Source organism: Bacillus sp. FJAT-28004, assembly GCF_001280845.1.
Taxonomy (GTDB): Bacteria; Bacillota; Bacilli; order Paenibacillales; family Paenibacillaceae; genus Pristimantibacillus.
The window spans coordinates 105,205-127,055 of record NZ_LGHP01000004.1; the positions used below are offsets into that span (position 1 = coordinate 105,205).

The following is a 21,851-nucleotide window of genomic DNA, read 5'->3' on the forward strand; positions in this document are numbered from 1 at the left end:
ACGATTGGTCCCACCTAAGAAAAGTATGGGTCAATCGCCTCGCCTCTTGGATTATTCGGACTTCTCCGTAAGGGTCAGCAGGTTATGAAGCAGCTTGGCACTCTGCGCTCGCGTGCCATGATCATCCGGCTTAAAGAGGTTGGCGGGGTAACCCTGCATCAAACCTAAGCTGTGAGCTGCGGCAATCGCCTCTCGCGCCCAATCTGGTGCGGAAGCCGTATCGTTGAACGGCGCAGGGCCCAAGTCCGCGACTTCCGTGCCGGCAGCATACGCATAACCGCGAACGATCATCGCGGCCATCTCTTGGCGCGTAACGGCGGCATTCGGCTCAAACTTGCCGTCTCCCTTACCGGTTATTAATCCGGCTTTCGCCGCCAGCGCTACTTCAGTTGCGTACCAAGCGTTGGCCTTCACATCCGAAAATTCGGATTCTGCTTTCCCATCCAAACGTAACGCCCGTACCAGCATGGCTGCGAATTCGGCGCGGGTTATATCCCTCTCCGGCGCATATCTCGTTGCCGACACACCTTCTGCCACATGCCTCGCCGACAGCACCGTTATAGCGTCGTTAGCCCAGTGGCCGGCCGCAACGTCCTGGTAAGTTTTGCGATATTCCAGTACGGCGTATTTGCTGAAATGAGAGATTTTCGCTGTCAGCCAGCCGTCCTTCCACTCACCGCCGATATATTCCAATGAACCGCTATCGGACACGAAATAAATGCCTGCGAGTCGCCGATCGGTTTGCGGGTTCGCCTTAAGCGTGACGACAAGCGGTTGATCGAAGCGGCTGATCGTCGTCTTCCGTCCGTCTGGATCCGTCACAATGAGGCTGAACTCCAGCATCTCGCTTGCCAAACCTAGATCTGCGTCTGCTTGACGGCCGACGGCCATCAGCAGCGCGTTAGCTTTGCTTTGTTCCATTCGTTCGGCAAAAAGGGAGATCGTGCTCTTTTTGAGCTGGGCTTGGTCATCCGGCAAGACGGTTGCCACCTCTTGCAGCCACTCATGAGGAAGGGTCATGCTCATATTGCTCGCTTGTATAACCAAGTCGGAGCTTCCGACCAGCTTTGACGCATGGCCCGGCAGCACCAGCTCCTTAAGCGCCTTATCCGTTCGAATCACGATGTCTTCAGATCCATTCCCTTTCAGCTGCTCCGAATCTACTACCACTTTACCCGTATCTCCTGTCGGAGCTGGTATCGTTGTTGGTACTGGCGTTTGCGGTGGCATCGGGGTTGGTGTCGGAGTTGGTGTCGGAGTTGGTGTCGGAGTCGGTTCCGGTTCGACGACCACATTATTCTCCAGAATCAGTTCATTAAGCGCAATATTCCCCCACTCTCGGTTCGCTTCATTGATCTTCAGTCGGATTTTGCTTGCTGTAATGGTTGGAAGCTCAATGGACTGATGTTCTTTGGTACTATCGTTTAGCTTCCAAACAATCGACGCATTGGATAATGCTGTTACCCATCCGGTGCCATCGAAATATTGCACATCGACATTGGTGATGCCTTGGCCGATACCGAAATGCGTAACTAAAGTGATCTTGTTGACCTTAACCGGGTTGTTCCCGTAGTCTAAGGTGATATAGCCCGGGAGAGTAATGTCGGCAGAGCTGCCCCACGTTGACGAGACGTTATTATCGATAATGTTGGCAATCTCCCCTCCCCCCGTAGGAAACGTTGTGCTTGCGATATCCGTTGCTTCGAAGTACAACTCCAGCTCGTTCAGCGCAATATTACCTCGTTGCAGGTTTCCGCCGTTTACCTTCAACCTGATTTTATTGAACATTGCAGTAGGGAATTTCACCGATTGGATCTCATCTGCGCTGGTATTGGAATTCCATGCAACCTGGATACCCGATTGAATGGGAGCCCATGCCGATCCATTGAAATATTCGAGATCAAAATCCGTAATGCCCTGACTTTGTCCGAATGATGCGTTAAGTTTCAAAATGTTGGCCGTCACCTGGGTAGAGCCAAAATCGAGCGTTATATAGTTGGGAAAAGCGGGTGACATCTCGCTCAACCACGAGGTTTCGTAATACTTATCGTTAATATTTTGAATAGCCGAGTCCGTCATGAACGTCGAACTCACGGTCGCAAGCGGAGCCAAATTGTCGGTTGGCGTGCTTGGCATGTGCACCGGCGTTATGACGATAGGATCCGGCATATTGCCTGCCGGAGGTACGTCGCCTGCATATTCGTGGGCGCCGATGTCGGGAGCTCCGTTATATAACGGATTGCCGTAATAATCCCGTTCTCCGTTATCGGTGATGCGAATGCCCGCTCCGATTAACGGGGAGTCCGGTTGCAATTGGTATCCTCCAACTGTATTCATGCCGTTGCCGCCGCTTCCGAGACTTGCGAATTTCGGATCTCCGGTTACCTTATGGGCGTCATCCCGCACCAGCGTGTTTCCGCCGAAATAGGCGTTGTAATCGAATGCTTGTCCCGTCAGATCCCATCCTTGATCTCCTACGCTATAATAAGCGTTGTTATAGTTCTTAATGTTGATCGGGGCACCCGAAGCTTTCGTGAAATAATCGCTCATGACCGGATTACCGGATGCGGTCCCGACATAAATCGTGTTGTTGTGATTCGTCACGTTATTAATCGATCCGCTGTATCGGAAGATGCTTTTCCGATCGTTTTGACTAATGTTATACCTGACTATCGTATTGGTCGTGTAGTAAGTGTCATTCACGAATAGCATGAAGCCGCCTGCATTATCATGACTGTAGTTATACTGGACGATCGAACCGAGGTTTCCTGCATCCACGTCGAACCCATGGCCGTCTTCCGCTCCGTTAACACTCTCGAAAGATTCGTTGAATTGAACGAGGTTATTGTCTGCATAAGCCCACCATATCGAAGCGTTGGTGGCCAGATAGGTAGCTTGTTGAACCGTGTTATGTTCAACAATGGCGCCATCGGTTACGTTCCACGCAATCCCGCCTGTTGCTGCTCTGACGACTGAGTTATTGGAAATGATTACATTGGTAGAAGGTGTCCACGGTCCGTATGGCTTCTGTACCCAGGGCCATAAATCGTTCATTCCAAATCGAAGAATACAATTGGAACCGATGTAAATACCGTAAGCATCCACATCCGTCAGCGTATTGCCATCAATGAGAATGCCTTCGAACGCGCTGGGAGTGACCGACCCGACGGAATCGAAAATAATTCCTCCGGAGCGTGTCGTGTAAGAGCCGTCGACATCATGGATCGTTAAATTTTTCACTTGGATGTGGCGTAAAATACCAGCTTCTTCGTTCAAAATGTAAACACCTCGACGTTGACCGCGAGGATTCTCCCAATCACGGTCGAAAGGCAACGATGATCGGTTCGTGACTTCCAAATTGTTGATTTCCCAGTACTCTTGATTTTTCAAGAATACCGCTTCCAATTCGGAAGTAATGCCGGCGATCAGAGGTTTGCTGCCTGTGCCGTACTGGTCAATGATGATAGGGCTTCCACTTGCCCCCGAACCTTTGGGCCAAAGTCTGCCGTTCCAGATTCCTCCCGCTTTGAATAAAATGTTGTCGCCGGGCGTAAATGTCGTGGCATTGACTTTGTCGAGCGATTTCCAGGCGCTGCCGGGACTTGTCCCGTTATTACCGTCATCCCCTTCGATATTATCGATGTAGTAGGTCGTTGCAGCTGCATTGGCGACAGGCGGCGATGCGATGACTATGCCGCTAAGCAAGGCCATGATACACATGATTGCTATGATCCTCCTTGATATCTGCTTGATCAAATTCATTATTTTCATCCTTTCCTTCGATTTATGTCAGGCTTCAATAGGGCCCTATTGAAGTGTTAACATCAATATGGATAGAACTTCCTTTTACATATTTCGATAGGCGCGATACGCTGTCTCGTTCAACACGATTTGCGCTTCCGAAACTCGCTTCATGACATATTTCTCATATTGATAGTCGGCGTAATCTTTCCGAACTTGTTCTTGGATACTGTCGAAATCCTGGAAACCTGATCCCTCTATTTGGTTTTCCATGCATTTCATCATATAATAACGTCCGTTCTCTTCTATGATGCCGCTAGTTTCATCGATCGAAAGCTTTTCAGCTGCCTGTGCGACAGGACTTCTGGAATTGCTCCTGACGTTGCTCGAGTTAAAGTCCTTGTCCATCATATTGACGCTGAATGCCTTCGCGATTTTCTCGAAATCGGTCCCGGAAGCCGCCATGGCCATCGCCTGTTCCATCTTGTTCTTGGCTTCCTCTTTGAGTGCTAAGTCAACGGCTTGATTGGAATCTAGAAACGATAACGAGATTAGCTTTACTTTTACCGATCCTTGCGACAGGTACAATTGTTGTTTTTGCATGTCGTAAAAGCGTTTTAATGTTTGGTCATCCGGCTTCCATTCATCCTGCATGAACTGACTTTTGACTGATCGGGTCGTTTGACTAAGCACATATTCGAAATATGCTTCCTCGCCATATTGGATAGGACCGTATATGATCTCATTGTTATCGACTGCACTTTGCCTTCTCTTGTTTTCCTCGTCTAATTGCCGTAAAAATACATCATAGCTGATGTCCGGCAACACGCCCTGTTCTTGAGCAATCAGTTGCCGAATTTTTATCCGAACACTGTCATCCAGCGCCTTTTTATTGATAGATTCCGCTGGGATTTCACCCTCGAATGAAGTCATCCAGAATTCAGGCGTCTGTTCGGCGGCGTATTTATTGTAGAAATAATCGATGATTTGGGCTTTGTTGGCTTTGATGGCGTTATCAAATTCTTTTGCGCTTATTGAAAATCCGTTTACTAGAGCGATATAATTGTCGGCATTATCATGTTTGGTAATGATCCGGCTCATGATCATGGCAGCCGGAACGAAAATCAGAATCAAAATGACTGCTATAATCCGCCTTCTCCTATTTCCAAAATTATTTGTCGCCGCGTTCATCCTCAATCCTCATCACATCCTTCTTGATTTGCGAAGTAACAGGCTAATGAAACCCCAAACCGGGGTTTCCCATACAAATATTGTAATCCCAAAAAGAAAGCGCTTGCAATTTCAATCTTTTTACTTTGCTTTCATTATATTTACTTCATTTAAACTGTTCGCCGCACCCAAGCAGAAACGCCTTTCGGCGTCCTTAGCTAAGGACGCCACTGTTTCGCATGAAATATAAGCTCTGTATAGTGAAAACATATGCTTTCTTATATTTTCAAAAAGCCCCCATCTTGTTCACTCAAGACGGGGGCTGTTTACATTTAACTTTTTTCTTATTCTTATGTTGGAGGAGCATGGCGTCTGAAAGTCTAACACCAGCTCGTTCGCATGCTTTTCCAAATGTTGAATACATATTTAAGTATTAGATAAACAGGAGGAAACAAGCTATGGTGCAACACGGGCAATCGTTCATGAGAGGAACACTAGTCTTGTCTGTCGCTGCTTTCATCAACCGCATTCTCGGCTTTATCAGCGGCATGTATATTGCGCGTGTACTGGGCGCGGAGGGAATCGGCCTATTGATGATGGCGCATCCGCTCGTCCCTCTCGTCATTACGATTACGGAGCTTGGATTGCCAGTGGCAATTTCAAAGCTGGTCGCGGAAGCCCACGCCCGAGGCGAACGATTGAAAGTGAGGCGTATCCTGCACGTGTCGCTAGCCGTCACCAGCATCTTGAGCATAGCGCTTACGTTCATTTCACTACTAGCTTCCGAATGGATCGCATCCATCCTGCTGAGCGATCAACGCGCCTATTATGCGATGCTCGCGATTACACCGATCGCGCCGATTGTCGCTGTTTCCGCAGTGTTAAAAGGATACTTCCGCGGAATGCAGCAGATGAAAACCATCGCCACCTCCGATGTGCTCGAGCATACGGTGCAAATCGCCTGTGTCCTTGCATTGGTACACCTATTGCTGCCTTTTGGCATCGCGTATGCGGCTGCGGGCGCAATGGCTGCATCAGTCGTCAGCGAAGCGATCAGCCTCTTATTTCTGGTGGCAAGCTACAAAATGTACGGCGAATCGAAGATGCTGGGCGAGACATGGGTGAGCCACATAAAGCAAGGAAGAAGCACACTCGGAGAGCTGCTACAGATCGGTCTGCCGACGACCGGGCACGGCGTTATTCATTCGTTATACAGCACCTTCCAACCACTTCTCATTACATCCAGCCTGGCGCTAGCCGGCATCGGCACAGTGTTAGCCACGAAGCAATTCGGCCTGCTGGCCGGCTATGTGTTTCCACTGCTGTTCATGCCAAGCTTTATTACGCAGTCCTTGTCCACCGCTCTCATTCCTGCGATTGGCGAGGCAGCGGCTAACAAGAACAGTCTGCTTATGCATGAGAGGATGAATCAGGCGTTAAACTTGGGACTTCTGATCGGCGCGCCGGCGACCGTCATCCTATTCGAGTGGGCAACTCCAATTACAACGCTTGTATACAACGCACCAGAAGCAGGATTGCTACTCAAAATATTGGCACCGTTGTTTTTTTTGCATTATTTCGACGCACCGTTTCACGCGATCCTGCTCGGTCTCGGCCGAGCGAAAGCAACACTGTGGAACTACGTGGCAGCAACGATTTTCAAAGTTGTCTCGATCTTCGTGTTCGGCAGCCAATTCGGCATTATCGGCATCGCGTACGGCATCGGCATCGGAATTGTCATGCAAACCCTGTTAAACTTCTTTTCGATCTCAGGCTCGATCGGATTTTACTGGAGTATTCGTCCTTATATCAAGGTTGGAATCTGTATGATGCTGATGGCGATATGCGGGCACTGGACCTATGACTATCTTACCGTCCAAGGCCTACCGCTGTTATGGAGCGTAATCGTTTCAATTGTCTCGTCCTTACTCATCTATTTCATTACACTCGTATTGACGGGTACGTTGAATTGGAAAAGTAAGCTCCAGAGGTTTTCGATTCCATGGTAAATAATTTTTGTTTTCTTGCTTCACTAACGATTAACACAACACGTTTTGAAATCAATTTGCCGTTTCAAAAAATCACCGATACCATCCCTAATGCAATTTGACAAGAACTTGATAACATAAAAAAATGCCGCATTAAATGCGGCATCCAATGATATTATGTTCTTGTCACCCGACAATAATCTATTCCATTCTTTCAATTGTTATTGTGAAATCATCACTCATATTTACAAGCTTTCCCGCGAGCTCTTCCTTGCCGGAATCAATTTTTCTTAATAGAGTCAATCCAGGTGAATAACTCCAATCATTATAATATATATTTACATCTTTCCAAGGGGCATAATAAGCGAAATCCCCAACTGTAGGATCGCTGCCAGAAGGCGCATCTTCCCTAGATAATCCTTCTTCTAAAACACTCAATTTTTCGAAACCACCATATTCTTTAAATGATAGTGTCACTGGGAGTCTGCCCATAAAATCCCTGCTTGTTGGATTGTCATACATATTCACAATGATTTCCTCATTGTCCAAAATCAATTTTATCCTGGCACCTTCTACACTATCATTCTCAACTGCGGAATTTTGATTGTTCTGAACTATAGAATATGGATTGCTCTCCTGGTATTGTCTATCAGGTACGCCTGAATGTTCATTACTTAAGTTGTTAGCAATCGGTTCACTTTCAGCGGTTGTAGAACTATCATGCATAAACTAATTAAATTTCTTCTATAGAAAGTTGTTTCCTAGGACTAAATATGTTGTTTCTTAGCAAAATACACACCGCACTCAGCATCAACGATAGTAATCCCCCTACTACGATGTATTGAGTACCGAATGCTGATATAAATAGTCCACCTAAAGCTGTACCAACTGTTGTTCCTATATTAGCGGATGATAAAAATAATCCATTAGCGAAATCAGGAGCTATGGGAGCTGCGGACGTGATCCAAAATTGAGCGATATTACCTCCAATACCAGCTAATATTCCCCAAACCAAAGTAATGATAGCCATAGGTGCTGTAAGTTGTCCAAATGAGAATAATACGATGTAAACTGCTCCTAATGCGAAAGTAAAAATCGCTACAATATTATTGGCATTTTTAGTAAGTAACTTCCCTGCTAAAATGTTTCCAATAACATTTGCCCCACCATATACGATTAACATTAAACTAATCGTTTTCCCAGAAATATTAGTAATGATTTCAAGATACTCAGCAAGGTAACTATAAACCCCAAATATTGATGAATTTATAAAAATAACAGCGGCAATGGAAAGCCAAGTAATTGAATTTTTTAATACGCTTAATTGTGATCCGTAAGAAAGTCTTTCCTTAACAGGCATAGAAGGTACTAATAGTAATGTAGCAACGAGTGTTATAGCATTAATGAAAGCAAAGAATAACATGGCCATATCAAACGAAGATTCACTAGCAATAAAACTAGTGATTGGCACACCAAGTACCATACCTGCAGATACCCCCAGCATTATTTTAGAAACAGCTTTTGGTGCTTCTTCATTGCTAACTGAGTTAGCTGCTACTGTAAATGCCATTGAACAATAAATGGGATGAAAAAAAGCTGGAATCACACGAGCAATTAATGCAATGGTAAAGTTAGTTGCAAATATCGAGACAATGTTTCCCAGAACGAATACACCGAGTACAATTAACATTACTTTTTTGCGATTTATACCAGAAAACAATAGCGGCATACTTGGAGCAGATATTGCAACCACAAGTGCAAAAAGACTCACGAATAATCCAGCTTTTGATACACTGACTTCATAGTAATCAGCAATCAAAGGCAATATACCAATAACACCCATTTCAGTATTCAAAATACCGAAAACCCCTACCGCCAATATAAATATAAGCAAATTAATTTGTTTATCCATAAAAATCCGTCTCCGACCTTCCTTACTTCTTCATTATTTTCTAATGCAAAGCAACAATAACCCTTAAAGTCAACTTTAAGTCAAGAGATATTCCTAAATTCCCAAAATGTAGATGAAAACGAGTTGTTGCCTTAAAGTAGACTTTAAGGTCTATAATAAAACCTAAGGGATTGATCTCAGTAATAAGAGCAAAATAATGATAAAGATTTATGGAGGATACAATGGAAATTCATATAAAAGAAGCAGCAGATAAGATAGGTTTGCCTGCACATACACTCCGATATTATGAACAAGAAGGTCTTTTACCTTTTATAAAACGAGATGAAAATGGAAATCGAATTTTTAACGAAGCAGATTTATTATGGTTAGAGCTTATTGTATGTTTACGGAAAACTGACATACCTCTTTCAGAGTTACGTGCAATAGTGGAATTAACAAAAGTAGGAGACAGCACAGCCTCGCAACGCAAACAGATATTTGAAAAACATAAAGAGAAAATGATGGAAAAACAAAGAGATTTGGATAACGCTTTTAAAAAAATTGATTTGAAAATACAATACTACGATGAATTAGAAAATAAGTACCTCAAAGAAAATCTAAAATAAGAACTTGTTAATAATTTTCAAAAAGCCCTTGCCTTAAAGTCAACATTAAGGATTAACCTATTCTTGTAGACTTTAAATCCATTAAGAAATAAGTTGATGTGAGTTACATCTTCAACTTATTATTTTACAAAAGAAAGGGTTGTATTATTTATTATGTGCAATAATCATAACAACATTTCTACGACACGTGTTCTAAGTGTCCCAAGTGCAAAAGCACCATTTGAAAAGATCACTATTCAGCGGAGAGAATTACGGCCACACGATATCTTAATAGATATTAAGTTCAGTGGCATTTGCCATTCTGATATTCACAGTGCATTCGGTGAATGGGGCGGTGGAATCTTCCCAATGGTTCCGGGTCATGAAATAGCCGGTGTCGTAGAAGCAGTAGGAACAGAAGTGACCAAATTTGTCGTTGGTGACCGTGTTGGCGTTGGCTGCTTTGTTGATTCCTGCGGAGAATGCGAATACTGCCTCAGTGGTGAGGAGCAATATTGTACGAAAGGTGTTGTCAACACATATAACGGTCTAGACTACGATGGTAATCCAACATACGGAGGATACAGCCAAAAAATCGTTGTAACGGAAGGGTTCGTTGTCCGTATCCCAGACGGTCTGAATATGGATGTGGCAAGCCCACTATTATGTGCAGGCATTACCACATTCTCTCCTTTAAAACACTGGAACACTGGCCTAGGCAAGAAGGTTGCCGTTGTGGGAATGGGAGGTCTTGGCCACGTAGCGATCCAATTTGCTCATGCGATGGGTGCTGAAGTAACAGTATTGAGTCGCTCTAATCATAAGAAAGAGGAAGCATTGAAATTTGGCGCAGATCATTACTTCGCGACAAGTGATTCCGCTACATTTACAGAATTAGCTGGTCGTTTTGATCTGATCTTAAACACCGTGTCTGCAAATCTGGATGTTGATGCGTATTTATCACTACTTCGCATTGATGGGACACTTGTAAATGTTGGCGCACCAGCTGAACCAGACAAGTATCATGTATTTTCATTAATTATGGGTCGTCGCAGCATTGCAGGTTCACTCGTTGGTGGAATTCGTGAAACCCAGGAAATGCTCGATTTCGCAGCTGAACACGGCATTTCCCCTATGATTGAAGTGATAAGCGCAGACCAAGTCGAAGAATCGTATGAGCGTGTCCTCAAAAGCGACGTGCGGTATCGGTTTGTTATTGACATCTCTACTTTATAACTCGCAGAGATACTTTCTACCATCTTGAACTGGATCTCCCCATCACTAGCTTTTGACAAGAACATATATCTATAAAATGAAAAAAATCCGCAATTAGCGGCTTTTTAAATGCATATGTTCTTGTCACAAGATGTAGGTTCCTCAATTGTATGACAAGCTTGTCTGAAAAAATCATTTTGAAACATGTTCGTCAGAGCGGCCGTTATTGATACTTTTGCTCCTTCTTACAAGAAATGAACTGCAGTTCCTTGCAGATCCCAGCTGTAGATCCAATAACCAGGGAAGGATTCTCTCCCATTAATCCTTTGCTTTTGTCCTCATTGGGATGAAAGTGCTCTGATTAATGGGAGATTTTCCAGTTATAAGGACATATTCTGCTGGTTTACTATTGCAAATTATTTTTTATCCAGCTAAGCAGCGACTCTTCCTTCGGAGCCCAACCGAGTAAATTTCTTGCATGAGCGGCACGCACACGGCTGTTCGAGGCGATGGCAAAACGCGCCCAATCTCCAAGCTCTGCAATCGCTTCGTCTGCAGGCCAGCTTATGGTCTTGCCTCCAAAGCCTAACGCCTCACTGACCGACTTGGCGATGTCCCCGTAAGATTCCTCCCCATTTTCGGCAAAGAAATACGATGCGGACGGTGCTTTTTCAAGTGCCAATACATACAACTGGACCAAATCCTTAATGTGAACATTGGACCAGCGATTTACGCCTTTACCTACGTGAACGCCTGCCTGTAACTCTCGCGACTTGCGAATAATTTGCGGCAATTGATCGCTTTCCACTGGTAACGCTAGTGCATCACCATAAATCATCGACGGGACAATCACGATGCCTCTCACCCAATCCTCAATCCCAGCATTGCGCACGAGGTTGTTGATCGCAACGCGGTTTTCCCTAATATCCATAGGTACAAATGGCGTTTCCTCGTCAAAAATATGTTCGCTCGCCGTATCGCCGCGGGCATCATCCCCAACCACACTTGAACCCGATGTATGCAAAAATGGTTTCCCACTTCCACGCAAAGCAGCTATAAAAGTCTCGACTGCCAACAAATGATCCGAATCGGCCGTGTGAATGACCGCGTCGCTGAGCTTGGCATACTTCGTTAGAGTGTCCGTATCTTCCAACGTGCCGAGTATAGGCTCTAAACCCATTTCTCTTAATGCTTCCATCTTATCGGGATTGCGAACCAGACCGTAGACTGTATGCCCTGCATCAAGCAAAGCTTTAGCCACCGATCCGCCAATATAGCCTGAAGCTCCTGTAACAAACACTTTCATAAATTTTCCCTCCTCAGCAATGTTGTATGACTTTAATTAGGATAGCTTTTCAATAACGGCTTTAGTTACAGCAAGCGTAGACTGCGGATTCTGGCCGGTAATCAAGTTGCCGTCCACCTCGTAATGAGTAGACCAGTCCGGCGCTGACACAAATATCGCCCCAAGATCGCGAAGCTTGCTCTCGAGCAAGAAAGGCAGATGCGTGTCCAGCGTCGTTTGTGCTTCCTCCCGATCTGTAAACGCGTTGACTCTTTTTCCCGATACAAGCGGTTGTCCATTCGACAATGTTACACCAACCAATCCGGCAGGACCGTGGCAAACAGCGGCTACGATTTTATTTTGTTCAAAAAAATCACGTACCAGCCTCTTCAGGTTTTCGTCATGCGGTAGATCGTACATCGTTCCATGACCGCCAGGCAAGAAAATAGCATCGAACCCTTCAGGGGAAACTTCATCCAGCTTTATGGTGTTTTCCAAATATTTCTTTGCATCCAAAATCTCTTGCTGTGTGTCAGCATCAACACTGCCAGGATCAATCGGGCCATTTCCTCCAAGCGGACTTGCGACCGTTACCTTATATCCTTGAGCCGTAAACTCCATATATGCTTCGGCGAACTCTGAAAGCCATACGCCGGTCTGTTTGCCTTCATGAATTTCTGAATGGTTCGTGACGACGATCAACACTTTTTTTGACATGGTACCAGCCTCCGTTATTTTTTATTTTGCTGCTTCTTTATTGTACGCATTAGAACATACATAAAACAAATTAAGAAATAACGGATAATTAATAAAAATATTTATAAATCACTCGAGCTGATCCTTCTTATTTTCCTTTATGACAGACATGATCTCATTAATCAGAGGCAAATGCTTATTCTTTAACTGATACGCGATATATAACTCGTTTTTTACTTTTAAATGCTTAAAAACAACTTTTGTTTTGCCTTCTCTTAACGAATTTTGCAAGAGGTATGTAGGTATGACACTTAAGCCTGCACCTATCTCAACTGCCTTCAGGATCATATGTAAATTAGGAATGACATGAATAGGTCTAATCTGAGGACGCTTCTTAAAATGCTCTCTCCAAATTCTTCTTATTATCGGCAATTCCAAGCCATAGCTGATCCATTTCTGTTCTGAGAGCCATTGCTCTTCAAGCTTCAGGTTATCTAATTCAAGGATTTCATATTCGCTTGGAGCTACGATAACAAACTCCTCATCCATCAATTTCAAATACTCGACACCGGGAGTTTGGAATCTTTTGGACATAATAATGAGGTCAAGCTTGTCTTCCTTCAGCAGTTCCAGCAATTGCTCGGCGGTTCCGAAATGCGAAACGGTGCAAGTATTGTATTTAGGAAGTTGTGGCAGTATTATTTCGCTAAAAAACTCATGCGCCGCTCCAAGCTTGATTACGCTCAACGTAGGCAAAGAAGCCGATTTAAAGTTCATTGTTGTATTCTCTAACGATTCAATAAGCGGAGCGAGCTGAGAATATAACTCCTTTCCCCGCTCTGTCGGGGCGATTTTCCTAGTCGATCGAACAAATAAAGTTTCACCCACCTCCGCCTCCAAGGCGGCTAAGTGCTGACTCATGGCCGGCTGCGTCATCATGCGGGTTTTTGCGGCTTCGGAAACTGATTGATGCTTATATATCGTGCAAAAGCTTCTATACCATTCAAAATCAACCATACTGTATGTTCCACCTTTATCATGTAAAATGTCTACACCGAAAATTTATCACTGGTCTAAAACCATGGTCGTTAGAATCACGCCTATCCGGTGGATAGAACAAACGTTGAGATCCTCTGCTTGTATAAGCTGGACTAGACCAAGACCCACCTCTCAATATTCTGCAAGGTGCGTAACCAGGTCGACTTCCATGCTTTTCTGTCCCTCGCGGCTTCTTTCGTTGGCTTTGATTATAATAATCCGGATCATACCAATCCATACACCATTCTCGTACTTGTCTCGCCATTCCTCTTACTTCCCATCATGAATGTTCCGGATGGTACCCAAATAAGGGTTGCTCCGTCTTTTGGATTAATATGAGTATTCAAACTTTTAAACCTCCAATTAAGTCAGTTTTTATAAGCACTCATTTAGTCGCAAAAAGCGAGGCAGCTGTTCATATTATTTCTTGTTCTTCAGCTTTCTTTTAATGTGAACGCCGATAATACCGATAATTATTAAGCTTCCACCCGTAAATATCATGACGAGAAAATTAGTCAAAATTAAATCATGATTGGGACCATTTCCTACTGGTCCTATTTTAGGTTTATTAGCATCAAAATAAAAAATAACAGCCATTATTGTCATTATGATACCTATAAAAATATAAAATACTGATATCCATGGTTTAAATTTATCTGGTTGTGTAATTAGAATATATATACTTTGAATGATTATAAAAGCCAAGACTATCCCTTTGTAGATTAGATCACCTTTTGTATCACCTTTCTTCAAAATGTAATCGTACTTCAAAAACGTTCCATAGGCCTTATGAATACTTTATGATGCTAAAATCAAAAGCTGACGACTTTCCACGCAAATCTGCCCGTTAGCAAATTACGGCATAAATCCCAGGAACTTTATCCTCTATTCCTACTGGCATATCATTAAATATCCATATTTAAATATTCCCTGACTCTTCATGTAGAGCTTTAACTGTTAAGCCAGCAGAAACTAAAGATGTGATGACTTCTCCTCATGTCCAACGTCTCAGCTTCATCTCATCCCCCGTAACTGACTGATCAAAATAATTCCCACTTGCGACTATAATAATACCATTAATTACATTTTTTTAAATGTATTTCCCGTTACTTCAACAAAGAAAAGAGGAGCTGTACAGATGCAGCTCCTCCACTATAGTTACATTGATAATTATTGATTTGAACTGATGATCCTAGATAACTATCCGTTAGTCCAACGTCTTGTTAAAAAAATTGTATAGTCCGTTTCAGTTTTACTTCAAAATTAGGTTAGCGAGTACGTATGGCGGGAGCTGTGACCATATCGAGCACTGTATCCTTTCCAAACCAGCGACTTTCAGATGTTTCCTCAGAGGTACACCATTCTCCACCCACAACTTTGCACATAAAGTCTAACATTACTTTGGTTGGAACATCAGTTACACCGTCATGCCATTTATGAATTCCTGTATTTGAATACACTCCAATCAAGTAAGAAACAACCACATCTATGCCGCTTTCCTCTTTTATTTCTCTATTTTAGATATTAATCCCAAGAAATATTGTATTACAATATTTCGATATACCCATCTGTTCCATGCACGCGAATTCGCTGCCCATCTTTTATCAGCTTGGTAGCATTCTCCACTCCGACAACTGCTGGCAAGCCATATTCACGTGCGATAACGGCTCCATGGGTCATCAGTCCGCCAACTTCGGTGACCAGGCCTTTAATGGATACAAACAATGATGTCCAGCCAGGGTCAGTAAAGGCGGTGACTAATATATCTCCATCTTCCAGATCAGCATCTTCCATGTTTAAGATGACACGTGCTCGTCCCTCTATAACTCCGGTAGAAACAGGTAGACCTACAATAGCTTTGTCTGGAAGATTTTCTCGTTTGTACTCACCCGTAATGATTTCACCATCAGACGTTATTACACGTGGGGGAGTTAGTTTTTCAAAAAATTTGTAATCGTCTTTTCGTTTACTGATGATCTGATAATCCAGTTTATTTGAGCGTACGACTTCGTGAAGTTCTTCAAAAGTGAGATAGTATATATCTTCTTTTTCATGAATAACGCTAGCTTGTATGAGTTGTTCGGCTTCTTTCAATAAAGCCTGCTTATAAACGAAGTAGCGATTAATCATGCCGTATTTTGGATATTCACGATAACCGATGAAATTCCGGATTAAACTGATCACTCGTTTTGTCTCTTCAGCTTTTTGTACACCATCCGGTAATTGCTTCAATCGATCTAATAACTCTTGTTCTTTTTCTAAAGCTTCCTGTCGCCCTTGCTCAAATTTCCGATTGCCAGCATGGGGCTCAAAGTTTTTAATATTACTGAGAATTATGGGGACAAGTGTAATTGGTTTTTCACTCCAACGAGTTCTCGAGATATCGATTTCACCGGCACATCGCATTCCGTATTTGTTGAGATAAGCATAGATAACGTCTTGAGTTTCCTGTCCACCATCGAACTTAACCAGTTCATCCAAAAAATTATCATCTTTTACAAGTTGTAAATAATCAATTATTTCCGGATAAGGACGAATCACATCTGCGACATCCAATAGCGCCAGACCCATTTCCGAAGTAATGTTGTTTGGTACAGATTGAGAAAGCGTATCTGCTGCGTTTTTTTCACCTAACCACTCGTACATTTTTTCATTGATCCATGACGAAGCATTCATAGCAGTCATAAAAACCTTTGAGCTTTGTGGGTCAAATAAGATCTTCTTTAGTTCCTGGAGATCTTCCAGAATAAAATCTAATAAATCTGCTCCTGATTTCGTTTGGATGTTTTGTTTTAATTCTTCTATCGATGTTTGACTGTTCTTAATCAAATCAGAAACGATTGCCGGATCGTTTTCGATTTGTGCTTGAAAACCTGCAGACGACCTACCTTTACTGCTATTACCGGGACTCAATTCTTTTCTATCATCTGGTAACGATTTTATAAAATTCCGCTCTATTAGGGTCATAATTGCGTCTGTTGTGAGCGGATCGGATTTTCCCAGGGTATTTAAGAAAGTTTCTCTGCTGACAGGTGAAGCCAGCATATTTGTAACATCAACAAACAACCTTCCACCGGCTTTACGCATGGGTGCAGGAGTTATTAACAGGTAAAAAGACAATCCCAATGGTTTTATCGGGTCAGTCATCATTTGTTGATGACCAACAGATACATAGACGTGATTTTCTTGATCATTCGCTTCAGGGATCGGGTATAAAGTCGTAATTGGCCGACTCTGGACAATATAAAATGTATCATCAACCAGACACCATTCGATATCTTGCGGATAACCAAAATAAGCTTCGATCTGTCTTCCGATGCGTGCCAGTTGTAGAATTTGTTGTTCAGTAAGTGTTTGAGTCTTTTGCTGATCAGGATCGATCTGCTTTGTCTCTGTTCCGCCTTCTTTTCGTCCGTAGATAGCTATTTTTTTGGTTGCTATCCTCTTATCGACAATTTCCCCATCCTGTACTCTATAACAATCGGCAGATACCAAGCCAGAGACCAACGCTTCTCCAAGTCCAAAACTGGCATCAATTGATAGCAGCTTTCGGTTGGATGTAACTGGATCAGCGGTAAATAAAATCCCTGAAGCCTGTGGGAAAACCATCCTTTGCACGATTACGGATAAATAAACTTGACTGTGGTCAAATCCATTTTGTATACGGTAGATGACCGCGCGTTCCGTAAATAAAGAAGCCCAACATTTGCTGATATGCTGAAAGATTGCTTCTTTACCGATGATATTTAAATAGGTGTCTTGTTGACCAGCAAAAGAGGCATGCGGTAAATCTTCAGCAGTCGCGCTAGAACGCACGGCATAAGCATGTTCCTCGCCAAACTGGGAGAGATAGTGAGTAACTGCATTCACAACATCGGAAGGTATTTCTACTTCCATAATGATTTGTCGAATCTTCCTGCTGATTTCACCAATTTGATCTCGATCTACCACTTTTAGCATGGTTAATCGATCCAACAACGCATGATACTTTTCGTTTTGTTCGATGACTTTGTGATATCCCACGGTTGTAACACAAAATCCTTCTGGTACTTGTATTCCTTCAATTTTTGATAATTCCCCTAAATTTAACCCTTTTCCGCCAACGAGCAAAAGCTGCGTTTTTTCCATTTCCTGAAAACCGAGAACCAAAGAACTCATTCAACATCTCTCCTAACCATTAAATTGAGAAAAACATTTGACAAGAGCTTACCGGCATGATACAATTAGGTTGTAAGATGAAATAATTATGTCCATTAAACGCGTAAAAGTCGTAACCCGATTATATCATCGTGTCTGTTTATATGCAATATTAAAGAACCTGATACATCTAATCAGGTTCTTTTTTGATTTTCCGCTATCATTAATCACATCAAAAACCATGATTCGAGCCGAACTCCGTCACTGCATAGTTCCCTATCGGTCCTATTCAGCCTTATGGAAATCCTGAAGTTGCGTCGGGTTCTTATTAAGCTAACCAGCCCGTTAGCTCAACCAAGCTGCCTATTATGCCAGCAGCCTCGTCCTGGTTTTATGGTTATGCTATAGTTCCCCGTTAGTAAAATGACTATTTTTTCATACTCAGTGGGATGCTTTTTTCTATAAGGCTGGATTTTAGAATCACGTTGAAAATATATGATTATCTTTATAGTTTTTTCTTACATTTTACAATTAGAAAATTTATTGGAGGTTTGTTTTTCATGTTCTTATTTGGCTCGTCAATTTCTGAAAACTCTACCAGTCCATATTGTTCAAATTCTTGTTTTATGGAGTCAGAATCATAAAAAAACATCTTCACGCCTTCCATGATCTCGTAATAGTCTTTATCCAATTGTTTGCCCTTTCCAAACATTGGAGCCTTTTTTGAAACCGTTGTAAAAATCATATATCCATTTGGCTTTAACTGATTATAGCAATCTTTAATAAACTTATTTCTCTCATGATCATTCAATAAGTGTATAAGTGCATAGCAAAATATACCGTCATAGAGTTTGTTATCAAAAGGCATGTCAGTTACTGAACCATGAAAAATACTAATATCAATCCCGTTTTGCCTCGCCAAATCAATCGCTGTTTTTGAAACTTCAATACCTGTTACATTAATTCCATTGTCAATAAAAACCTTTGCATTTCTGCCATATCCGATACCTGGTACCAGTATGTCCTTAACATTCCTTTCAAGGAAAAAGTCCTTTGTCACGATTGCGGAGTCTGTAGGTTCAAATCCCCACATCGTTTGTTTTTCTATAAAACTTGATTCCCAGAATTCCGTCATATCTCTGTCTCCTTTATGTCTTATATTAATTGGGACGCTAATGTTAAATTCAAGTAATGTTTAAAAGCTTAAACTCCAATAAATTAGGATTCTCCGGCAAGGGAAGAATATTACAAGAAAGAAGACTGCCGGTAAATTTCGCCGACAGTCCTTTTCTTACAAGTAGTATACTCCTAATCCAATTCGCTGGATAGTTCCTTGAGCGATTTGACTTTACCATGGGGATGCTGTTCTTGCTTTCGTGACTTCCAGGCAGCTTCTTTCCTTCTCTTCTGGTGAGCCATATCAGATATCCTCCTTAGGAAATTGAGATATATACCACTTCCTTATACTGTCATTCCTCGTCTCTGTTTATTCATGAAATTATTTCGTTTTGGTTGCTGGTAAAGTTGAAGGAAATCACTGTCCCTCCTTTACAGTCCAAAAGACGTTGGAGCTGCCGACTTGCTTTGGACACTCGAACCTGATCTCACAGCGATTTTAAAGTCTTAGATTTCCATATGCGATACAGTCCAACAACCAGAATGATAAAAGCAATAACTTCTATAGTCCTAGGGATGAAATTAAGTAATGTGATCATCTCTCCAAATGTCATTCCTAGCGGTAATGTAGTACGGTTCACATCATAAGAATCAATGAGTCGCGTGGTTATAAAAGGTGCAATAAAATCATAGATCTTCAGTATTAAGATAATAAGAAAGAAATAAAAGCCTGCAATAAAATGATTTTTCCTGCATTGTCTAAGTCCAAAAATTAATACAAATAAGAAGACAATCGAAAATAAAATTGCATAAAATCCTAATAAAACTTCCAAATTACCACCCCTTTAATTTCCCATATTATTGATCAATACCCATTCGACAAATATCAATATTCATATCTTACGTTTACCCTTTTGAATAATTCCACTTTACTGCCAGTTAGCTCAACGAGACTTCCGTTCAATGTCTGCAGCCTCGTTCTGGTGAATGTTACGCTATAGTGTCCCGTTAGCGTATTAGCAAGATCACTCATTTTTTTCTTTATAGATAAAACCAAAGACCGAAATAATAAATCCAGCGATGAGTAGTAAAAACTCCGCACCACCAAGACTACCCATTCGATAGGTTGGATACGTTCCTACAAACGATTTAGACGATCATCACGAGCAGTTGTTGCATTAATCTCTCCGTTAGCTCAATAAAATGAGCAGGCCACCGCAGCGCCTGCTCATCCATATGTTATTTAACTAAAGTTCCCCGTTAGCGTAATGAAGAACGAATCAGAACGATGGCAGATGTGTCCGCTCGGATAGGCGATGTCGGTCACTTCTCTGATCTACCTGCAATAATCTCTTGTCTTAGTAGGATATTGAGTCTTTCCGGAGGATTGCAATGAGGATGATTCATAAAAATTTCTTGAGGATTCCCTTTCATTAGGTATCCATCTTTACGCAGATCTTCAACTAGTATCTGTTTTGAGGCTTCAACATTAGAATAGTTCCCTTTATGTAATAGTTGAGCGCATAATCGATTAGGGAGAGTATTCAATGATAGATTTACTTCATTAAGGTCATGTCTGTTCTTTAAGTCAGCCATAGTTATGGTAAATAGATCTTCATCAATATAGTCTGGTACCCACATCATTACTTTAAATTCCGTTCCAGTTTCCGTCTTTCTCCCCCATTCAATCTCAATAGGCATTCTACTAAAATTTTTATTGATTTCTCTTTTTGTGTAATATTTAAACCGATTTATAAAACGTCCAATTGTCCAAATTTCCTTATAATCATACATTCGATAAATATCACGATCATTTACTCCCGAAGCAACCAAATACTTCATGTGGGGTATCTTATAAAAGTTGATATCCTTGTCTTTCAAGGAATAGAATTCTTTATTCAGTCTCCGTACGTCTTCCCTCACTACTCCAATGTTAATGCTCATGAGAATCCCTCCTTGAATTAGAAGTTCTTGACCGATTTCACCTAACATCGTATTTACGAACTTCGCAAACACCACAATATTTTACATATTCGTGAATTAATTAAACTATCCTGCCCGTTATCCAAATAAAATAAGCAGGCCACAGCAGTGCCTGCTCATCATTATGTTATTCAACTATCGTTCCGTTAGCGTTGTCTATATTCGCATATCAATATATTCTGGCTGCAAGTAATACAACTGTTGAGAGAGCTAGGAGCGCAGCCACTGTTATAAAGATGAAATATCCAGGCTTAGTTTTCGTAGTTGTGTGATCATCATAAATCTTACTCTTTATGCCCAACCCGAGCCATAGATCACCAATAAGACTAACTACTACGATAGCAAAATTTTTGATAAGTTTCACTTTGACTACCTCCCCCGGATTCTTTATTTTAATTGTATCTCATTAACCAGATAATTGGAAAATAATTAAATAAATCTGCCCGTTAGTTCAAACATATCGCCGAACCCACTCATTTATATGTGATGCAACAATACTTACATCCGTTTCCGTTGTATCAATAGTAGGCATTGGTGGATTATACTCTTTATCTGCAATTTCAAGCAGTTTCTCTGCAAAGTCTTTGTGGTCTTGAATCATTTCATCTGACCAATTTCTTTCACGTAAACGTTTCTCACGAGTTTCTTCATTACAATGTAGGTTCAGGTAATAAACATGTTTAAAATAAGGATAGTCTACACATTTTTCAATATCCCAAGGCATCATAGTGCCGCATATGATAGTCATGCGTCCACTTTGAGCGACATTTCGTGCAACACGAAGCCAAATATTTCGATTTTTCTCCCAATCATGTCCAATAAATTCAACAAGGTTATCAGGGTCGAAAACATCAAAATCTGGCATTATTCCTCGTAGTTCTTTAATGACATATGTTTTCCCTGACCCGCTTGCACCTGTTACAATAAACAATGGCAACTTATTCCCCATATTTTCACACCCCAAAATCTACTTATATTTTACAATT

Annotated in this window: 17 protein-coding genes; 3 read left to right on the plus strand and 14 right to left on the minus strand. The window is 42.0% G+C overall.

From position 1 onward, the window contains the following. Positions 1-51 precede the first annotated feature (51 nt). Positions 52-3,720 (minus strand): S-layer homology domain-containing protein, encoded by a 3,669-nt coding sequence (locus AC787_RS30490; protein WP_235561176.1) that lies wholly within the window; start codon positions 3,718-3,720, stop codon positions 52-54. A 126-nt stretch (positions 3,721-3,846) separates the two neighbouring features. Continuing rightward, on the minus strand, positions 3,847-4,932 hold the full coding sequence (locus AC787_RS30495) for a peptidylprolyl isomerase (protein ID WP_054028746.1): 1,086 nt from the start codon (positions 4,930-4,932) through the stop codon (positions 3,847-3,849). Between the two features lie 437 nt (positions 4,933-5,369). Here AC787_RS30495 and spoVB point away from each other — a divergent pair, with 437 nt between their 5' ends. Then, positions 5,370-6,920, plus strand: a complete 1,551-nt coding sequence (gene spoVB, locus AC787_RS30500) for a stage V sporulation protein B (protein ID WP_054028747.1) — start codon at positions 5,370-5,372, stop codon at positions 6,918-6,920. A 180-nt stretch (positions 6,921-7,100) separates the two neighbouring features. Here spoVB and AC787_RS34275 read toward each other — a convergent pair whose 3' ends face one another. After that, on the minus strand, positions 7,101-7,625 hold the full coding sequence (locus AC787_RS34275) for a cyclophilin-like fold protein (protein WP_054028748.1): 525 nt from the start codon (positions 7,623-7,625) through the stop codon (positions 7,101-7,103). Positions 7,626-7,632: 7 nt separating this feature from the next. Next, the gene (locus tag AC787_RS30510) at positions 7,633-8,811 is read right to left on the minus strand and encodes an MFS transporter (RefSeq protein WP_054028749.1); all 1,179 of its coding nucleotides are present in this window, start codon (positions 8,809-8,811) and stop codon (positions 7,633-7,635) included. A 221-nt stretch (positions 8,812-9,032) separates the two neighbouring features. Between AC787_RS30510 and AC787_RS30515 the strand changes: the two genes are divergently transcribed. Continuing rightward, positions 9,033-9,416: a MerR family transcriptional regulator gene (locus AC787_RS30515; protein WP_054028750.1), complete on the plus strand. Its 384-nt coding sequence runs from the start codon at positions 9,033-9,035 to the stop codon at positions 9,414-9,416. A 153-nt stretch (positions 9,417-9,569) separates the two neighbouring features. Further along, entirely contained in the window at positions 9,570-10,631 is a 1,062-nt protein-coding gene (locus AC787_RS30520; RefSeq protein WP_054028751.1) for an NAD(P)-dependent alcohol dehydrogenase, read from the plus strand. Between the two features lie 385 nt (positions 10,632-11,016). On the opposite strand, the gene AC787_RS30525 is transcribed toward AC787_RS30520, so the two are convergent. The 10 genes from AC787_RS30525 to AC787_RS30570 all read right to left on the minus strand — a co-directional run bounded on the left by AC787_RS30525 (position 11,017) and on the right by AC787_RS30570 (position 21,814). Further along, a complete protein-coding gene (locus AC787_RS30525) occupies positions 11,017-11,916 on the minus strand; it encodes an NAD-dependent epimerase/dehydratase family protein (protein ID WP_054028752.1) in 900 nt (299 codons plus the stop codon). Between the two features lie 36 nt (positions 11,917-11,952). Continuing rightward, the gene (locus tag AC787_RS30530) at positions 11,953-12,612 is read right to left on the minus strand and encodes a type 1 glutamine amidotransferase domain-containing protein (RefSeq protein ID WP_054028753.1); all 660 of its coding nucleotides are present in this window, start codon (positions 12,610-12,612) and stop codon (positions 11,953-11,955) included. 108 nt (positions 12,613-12,720) lie between these two features. Continuing rightward, entirely contained in the window at positions 12,721-13,608 is an 888-nt protein-coding gene (locus AC787_RS30535; protein WP_054028754.1) for a LysR family transcriptional regulator, read from the minus strand. Positions 13,609-13,627: 19 nt separating this feature from the next. Then, a complete protein-coding gene (locus tag AC787_RS35490; RefSeq protein ID WP_082361344.1) occupies positions 13,628-13,894 on the minus strand; it encodes an SUMF1/EgtB/PvdO family nonheme iron enzyme in 267 nt (88 codons plus the stop codon). Positions 13,895-14,049: 155 nt separating this feature from the next. Further along, entirely contained in the window at positions 14,050-14,382 is a 333-nt protein-coding gene (locus AC787_RS30540; protein WP_054028755.1) for a hypothetical protein, read from the minus strand. 792 nt (positions 14,383-15,174) lie between these two features. Beyond that, positions 15,175-17,787 carry a phosphoenolpyruvate synthase gene (ppsA, locus tag AC787_RS30545; RefSeq protein ID WP_054028756.1) on the minus strand — a complete coding sequence of 871 codons (2,613 nt, stop codon included), beginning with the start codon at positions 17,785-17,787 and terminating at the stop codon, positions 15,175-15,177. A 484-nt stretch (positions 17,788-18,271) separates the two neighbouring features. After that, entirely contained in the window at positions 18,272-18,901 is a 630-nt protein-coding gene (locus AC787_RS30550; protein ID WP_054028757.1) for a class I SAM-dependent methyltransferase, read from the minus strand. 173 nt (positions 18,902-19,074) lie between these two features. Beyond that, positions 19,075-19,185 carry a DUF6254 family protein gene (locus AC787_RS34970; protein WP_235561177.1) on the minus strand — a complete coding sequence of 37 codons (111 nt, stop codon included), beginning with the start codon at positions 19,183-19,185 and terminating at the stop codon, positions 19,075-19,077. A 1,020-nt stretch (positions 19,186-20,205) separates the two neighbouring features. Next, positions 20,206-20,826 carry a hypothetical protein gene (locus AC787_RS30560; protein ID WP_054028759.1) on the minus strand — a complete coding sequence of 207 codons (621 nt, stop codon included), beginning with the start codon at positions 20,824-20,826 and terminating at the stop codon, positions 20,206-20,208. A 490-nt stretch (positions 20,827-21,316) separates the two neighbouring features. Then, positions 21,317-21,814 carry an AAA family ATPase gene (locus AC787_RS30570; protein ID WP_054028761.1) on the minus strand — a complete coding sequence of 166 codons (498 nt, stop codon included), beginning with the start codon at positions 21,812-21,814 and terminating at the stop codon, positions 21,317-21,319. Positions 21,815-21,851 lie beyond the last annotated feature (37 nt).

Excerpts from the sequence above, each read along its gene's own strand:
- AC787_RS30490 (WP_235561176.1), bottom strand. The coding sequence starts at position 3,720 with ATGTGTATCATGGCCTTGCTTAGCGGCATAGTCATCGCATCGCCGCCT.
- AC787_RS30495 (WP_054028746.1), bottom strand. The coding sequence starts at position 4,932 with ATGAACGCGGCGACAAATAATTTTGGAAATAGGAGAAGGCGGATTATA.
- AC787_RS30530 (WP_054028753.1), bottom strand. The coding sequence starts at position 12,612 with ATGTCAAAAAAAGTGTTGATCGTCGTCACGAACCATTCAGAAATTCAT.
- ppsA (WP_054028756.1), bottom strand. The coding sequence starts at position 17,787 with ATGAGTTCTTTGGTTCTCGGTTTTCAGGAAATGGAAAAAACGCAGCTT.
- AC787_RS30560 (WP_054028759.1), bottom strand. The coding sequence starts at position 20,826 with ATGAGCATTAACATTGGAGTAGTGAGGGAAGACGTACGGAGACTGAAT.
- AC787_RS30535 (WP_054028754.1), bottom strand. The coding sequence starts at position 13,608 with ATGGTTGATTTTGAATGGTATAGAAGCTTTTGCACGATATATAAGCAT.
- AC787_RS30510 (WP_054028749.1), bottom strand. The coding sequence starts at position 8,811 with ATGGATAAACAAATTAATTTGCTTATATTTATATTGGCGGTAGGGGTT.
- AC787_RS30520 (WP_054028751.1), top strand. The coding sequence starts at position 9,570 with ATGTGCAATAATCATAACAACATTTCTACGACACGTGTTCTAAGTGTC.
- AC787_RS35490 (WP_082361344.1), bottom strand. The coding sequence starts at position 13,894 with ATGGCGAGACAAGTACGAGAATGGTGTATGGATTGGTATGATCCGGAT.
- AC787_RS30515 (WP_054028750.1), top strand. The coding sequence starts at position 9,033 with ATGGAAATTCATATAAAAGAAGCAGCAGATAAGATAGGTTTGCCTGCA.
- AC787_RS30525 (WP_054028752.1), bottom strand. The coding sequence starts at position 11,916 with ATGAAAGTGTTTGTTACAGGAGCTTCAGGCTATATTGGCGGATCGGTG.
- AC787_RS34970 (WP_235561177.1), bottom strand. The coding sequence starts at position 19,185 with ATGGCTCACCAGAAGAGAAGGAAAGAAGCTGCCTGGAAGTCACGAAAG.
- spoVB (WP_054028747.1), top strand. The coding sequence starts at position 5,370 with ATGGTGCAACACGGGCAATCGTTCATGAGAGGAACACTAGTCTTGTCT.
- AC787_RS30570 (WP_054028761.1), bottom strand. The coding sequence starts at position 21,814 with ATGGGGAATAAGTTGCCATTGTTTATTGTAACAGGTGCAAGCGGGTCA.
- AC787_RS34275 (WP_054028748.1), bottom strand. The coding sequence starts at position 7,625 with ATGCATGATAGTTCTACAACCGCTGAAAGTGAACCGATTGCTAACAAC.
- AC787_RS30550 (WP_054028757.1), bottom strand. The coding sequence starts at position 18,901 with ATGACGGAATTCTGGGAATCAAGTTTTATAGAAAAACAAACGATGTGG.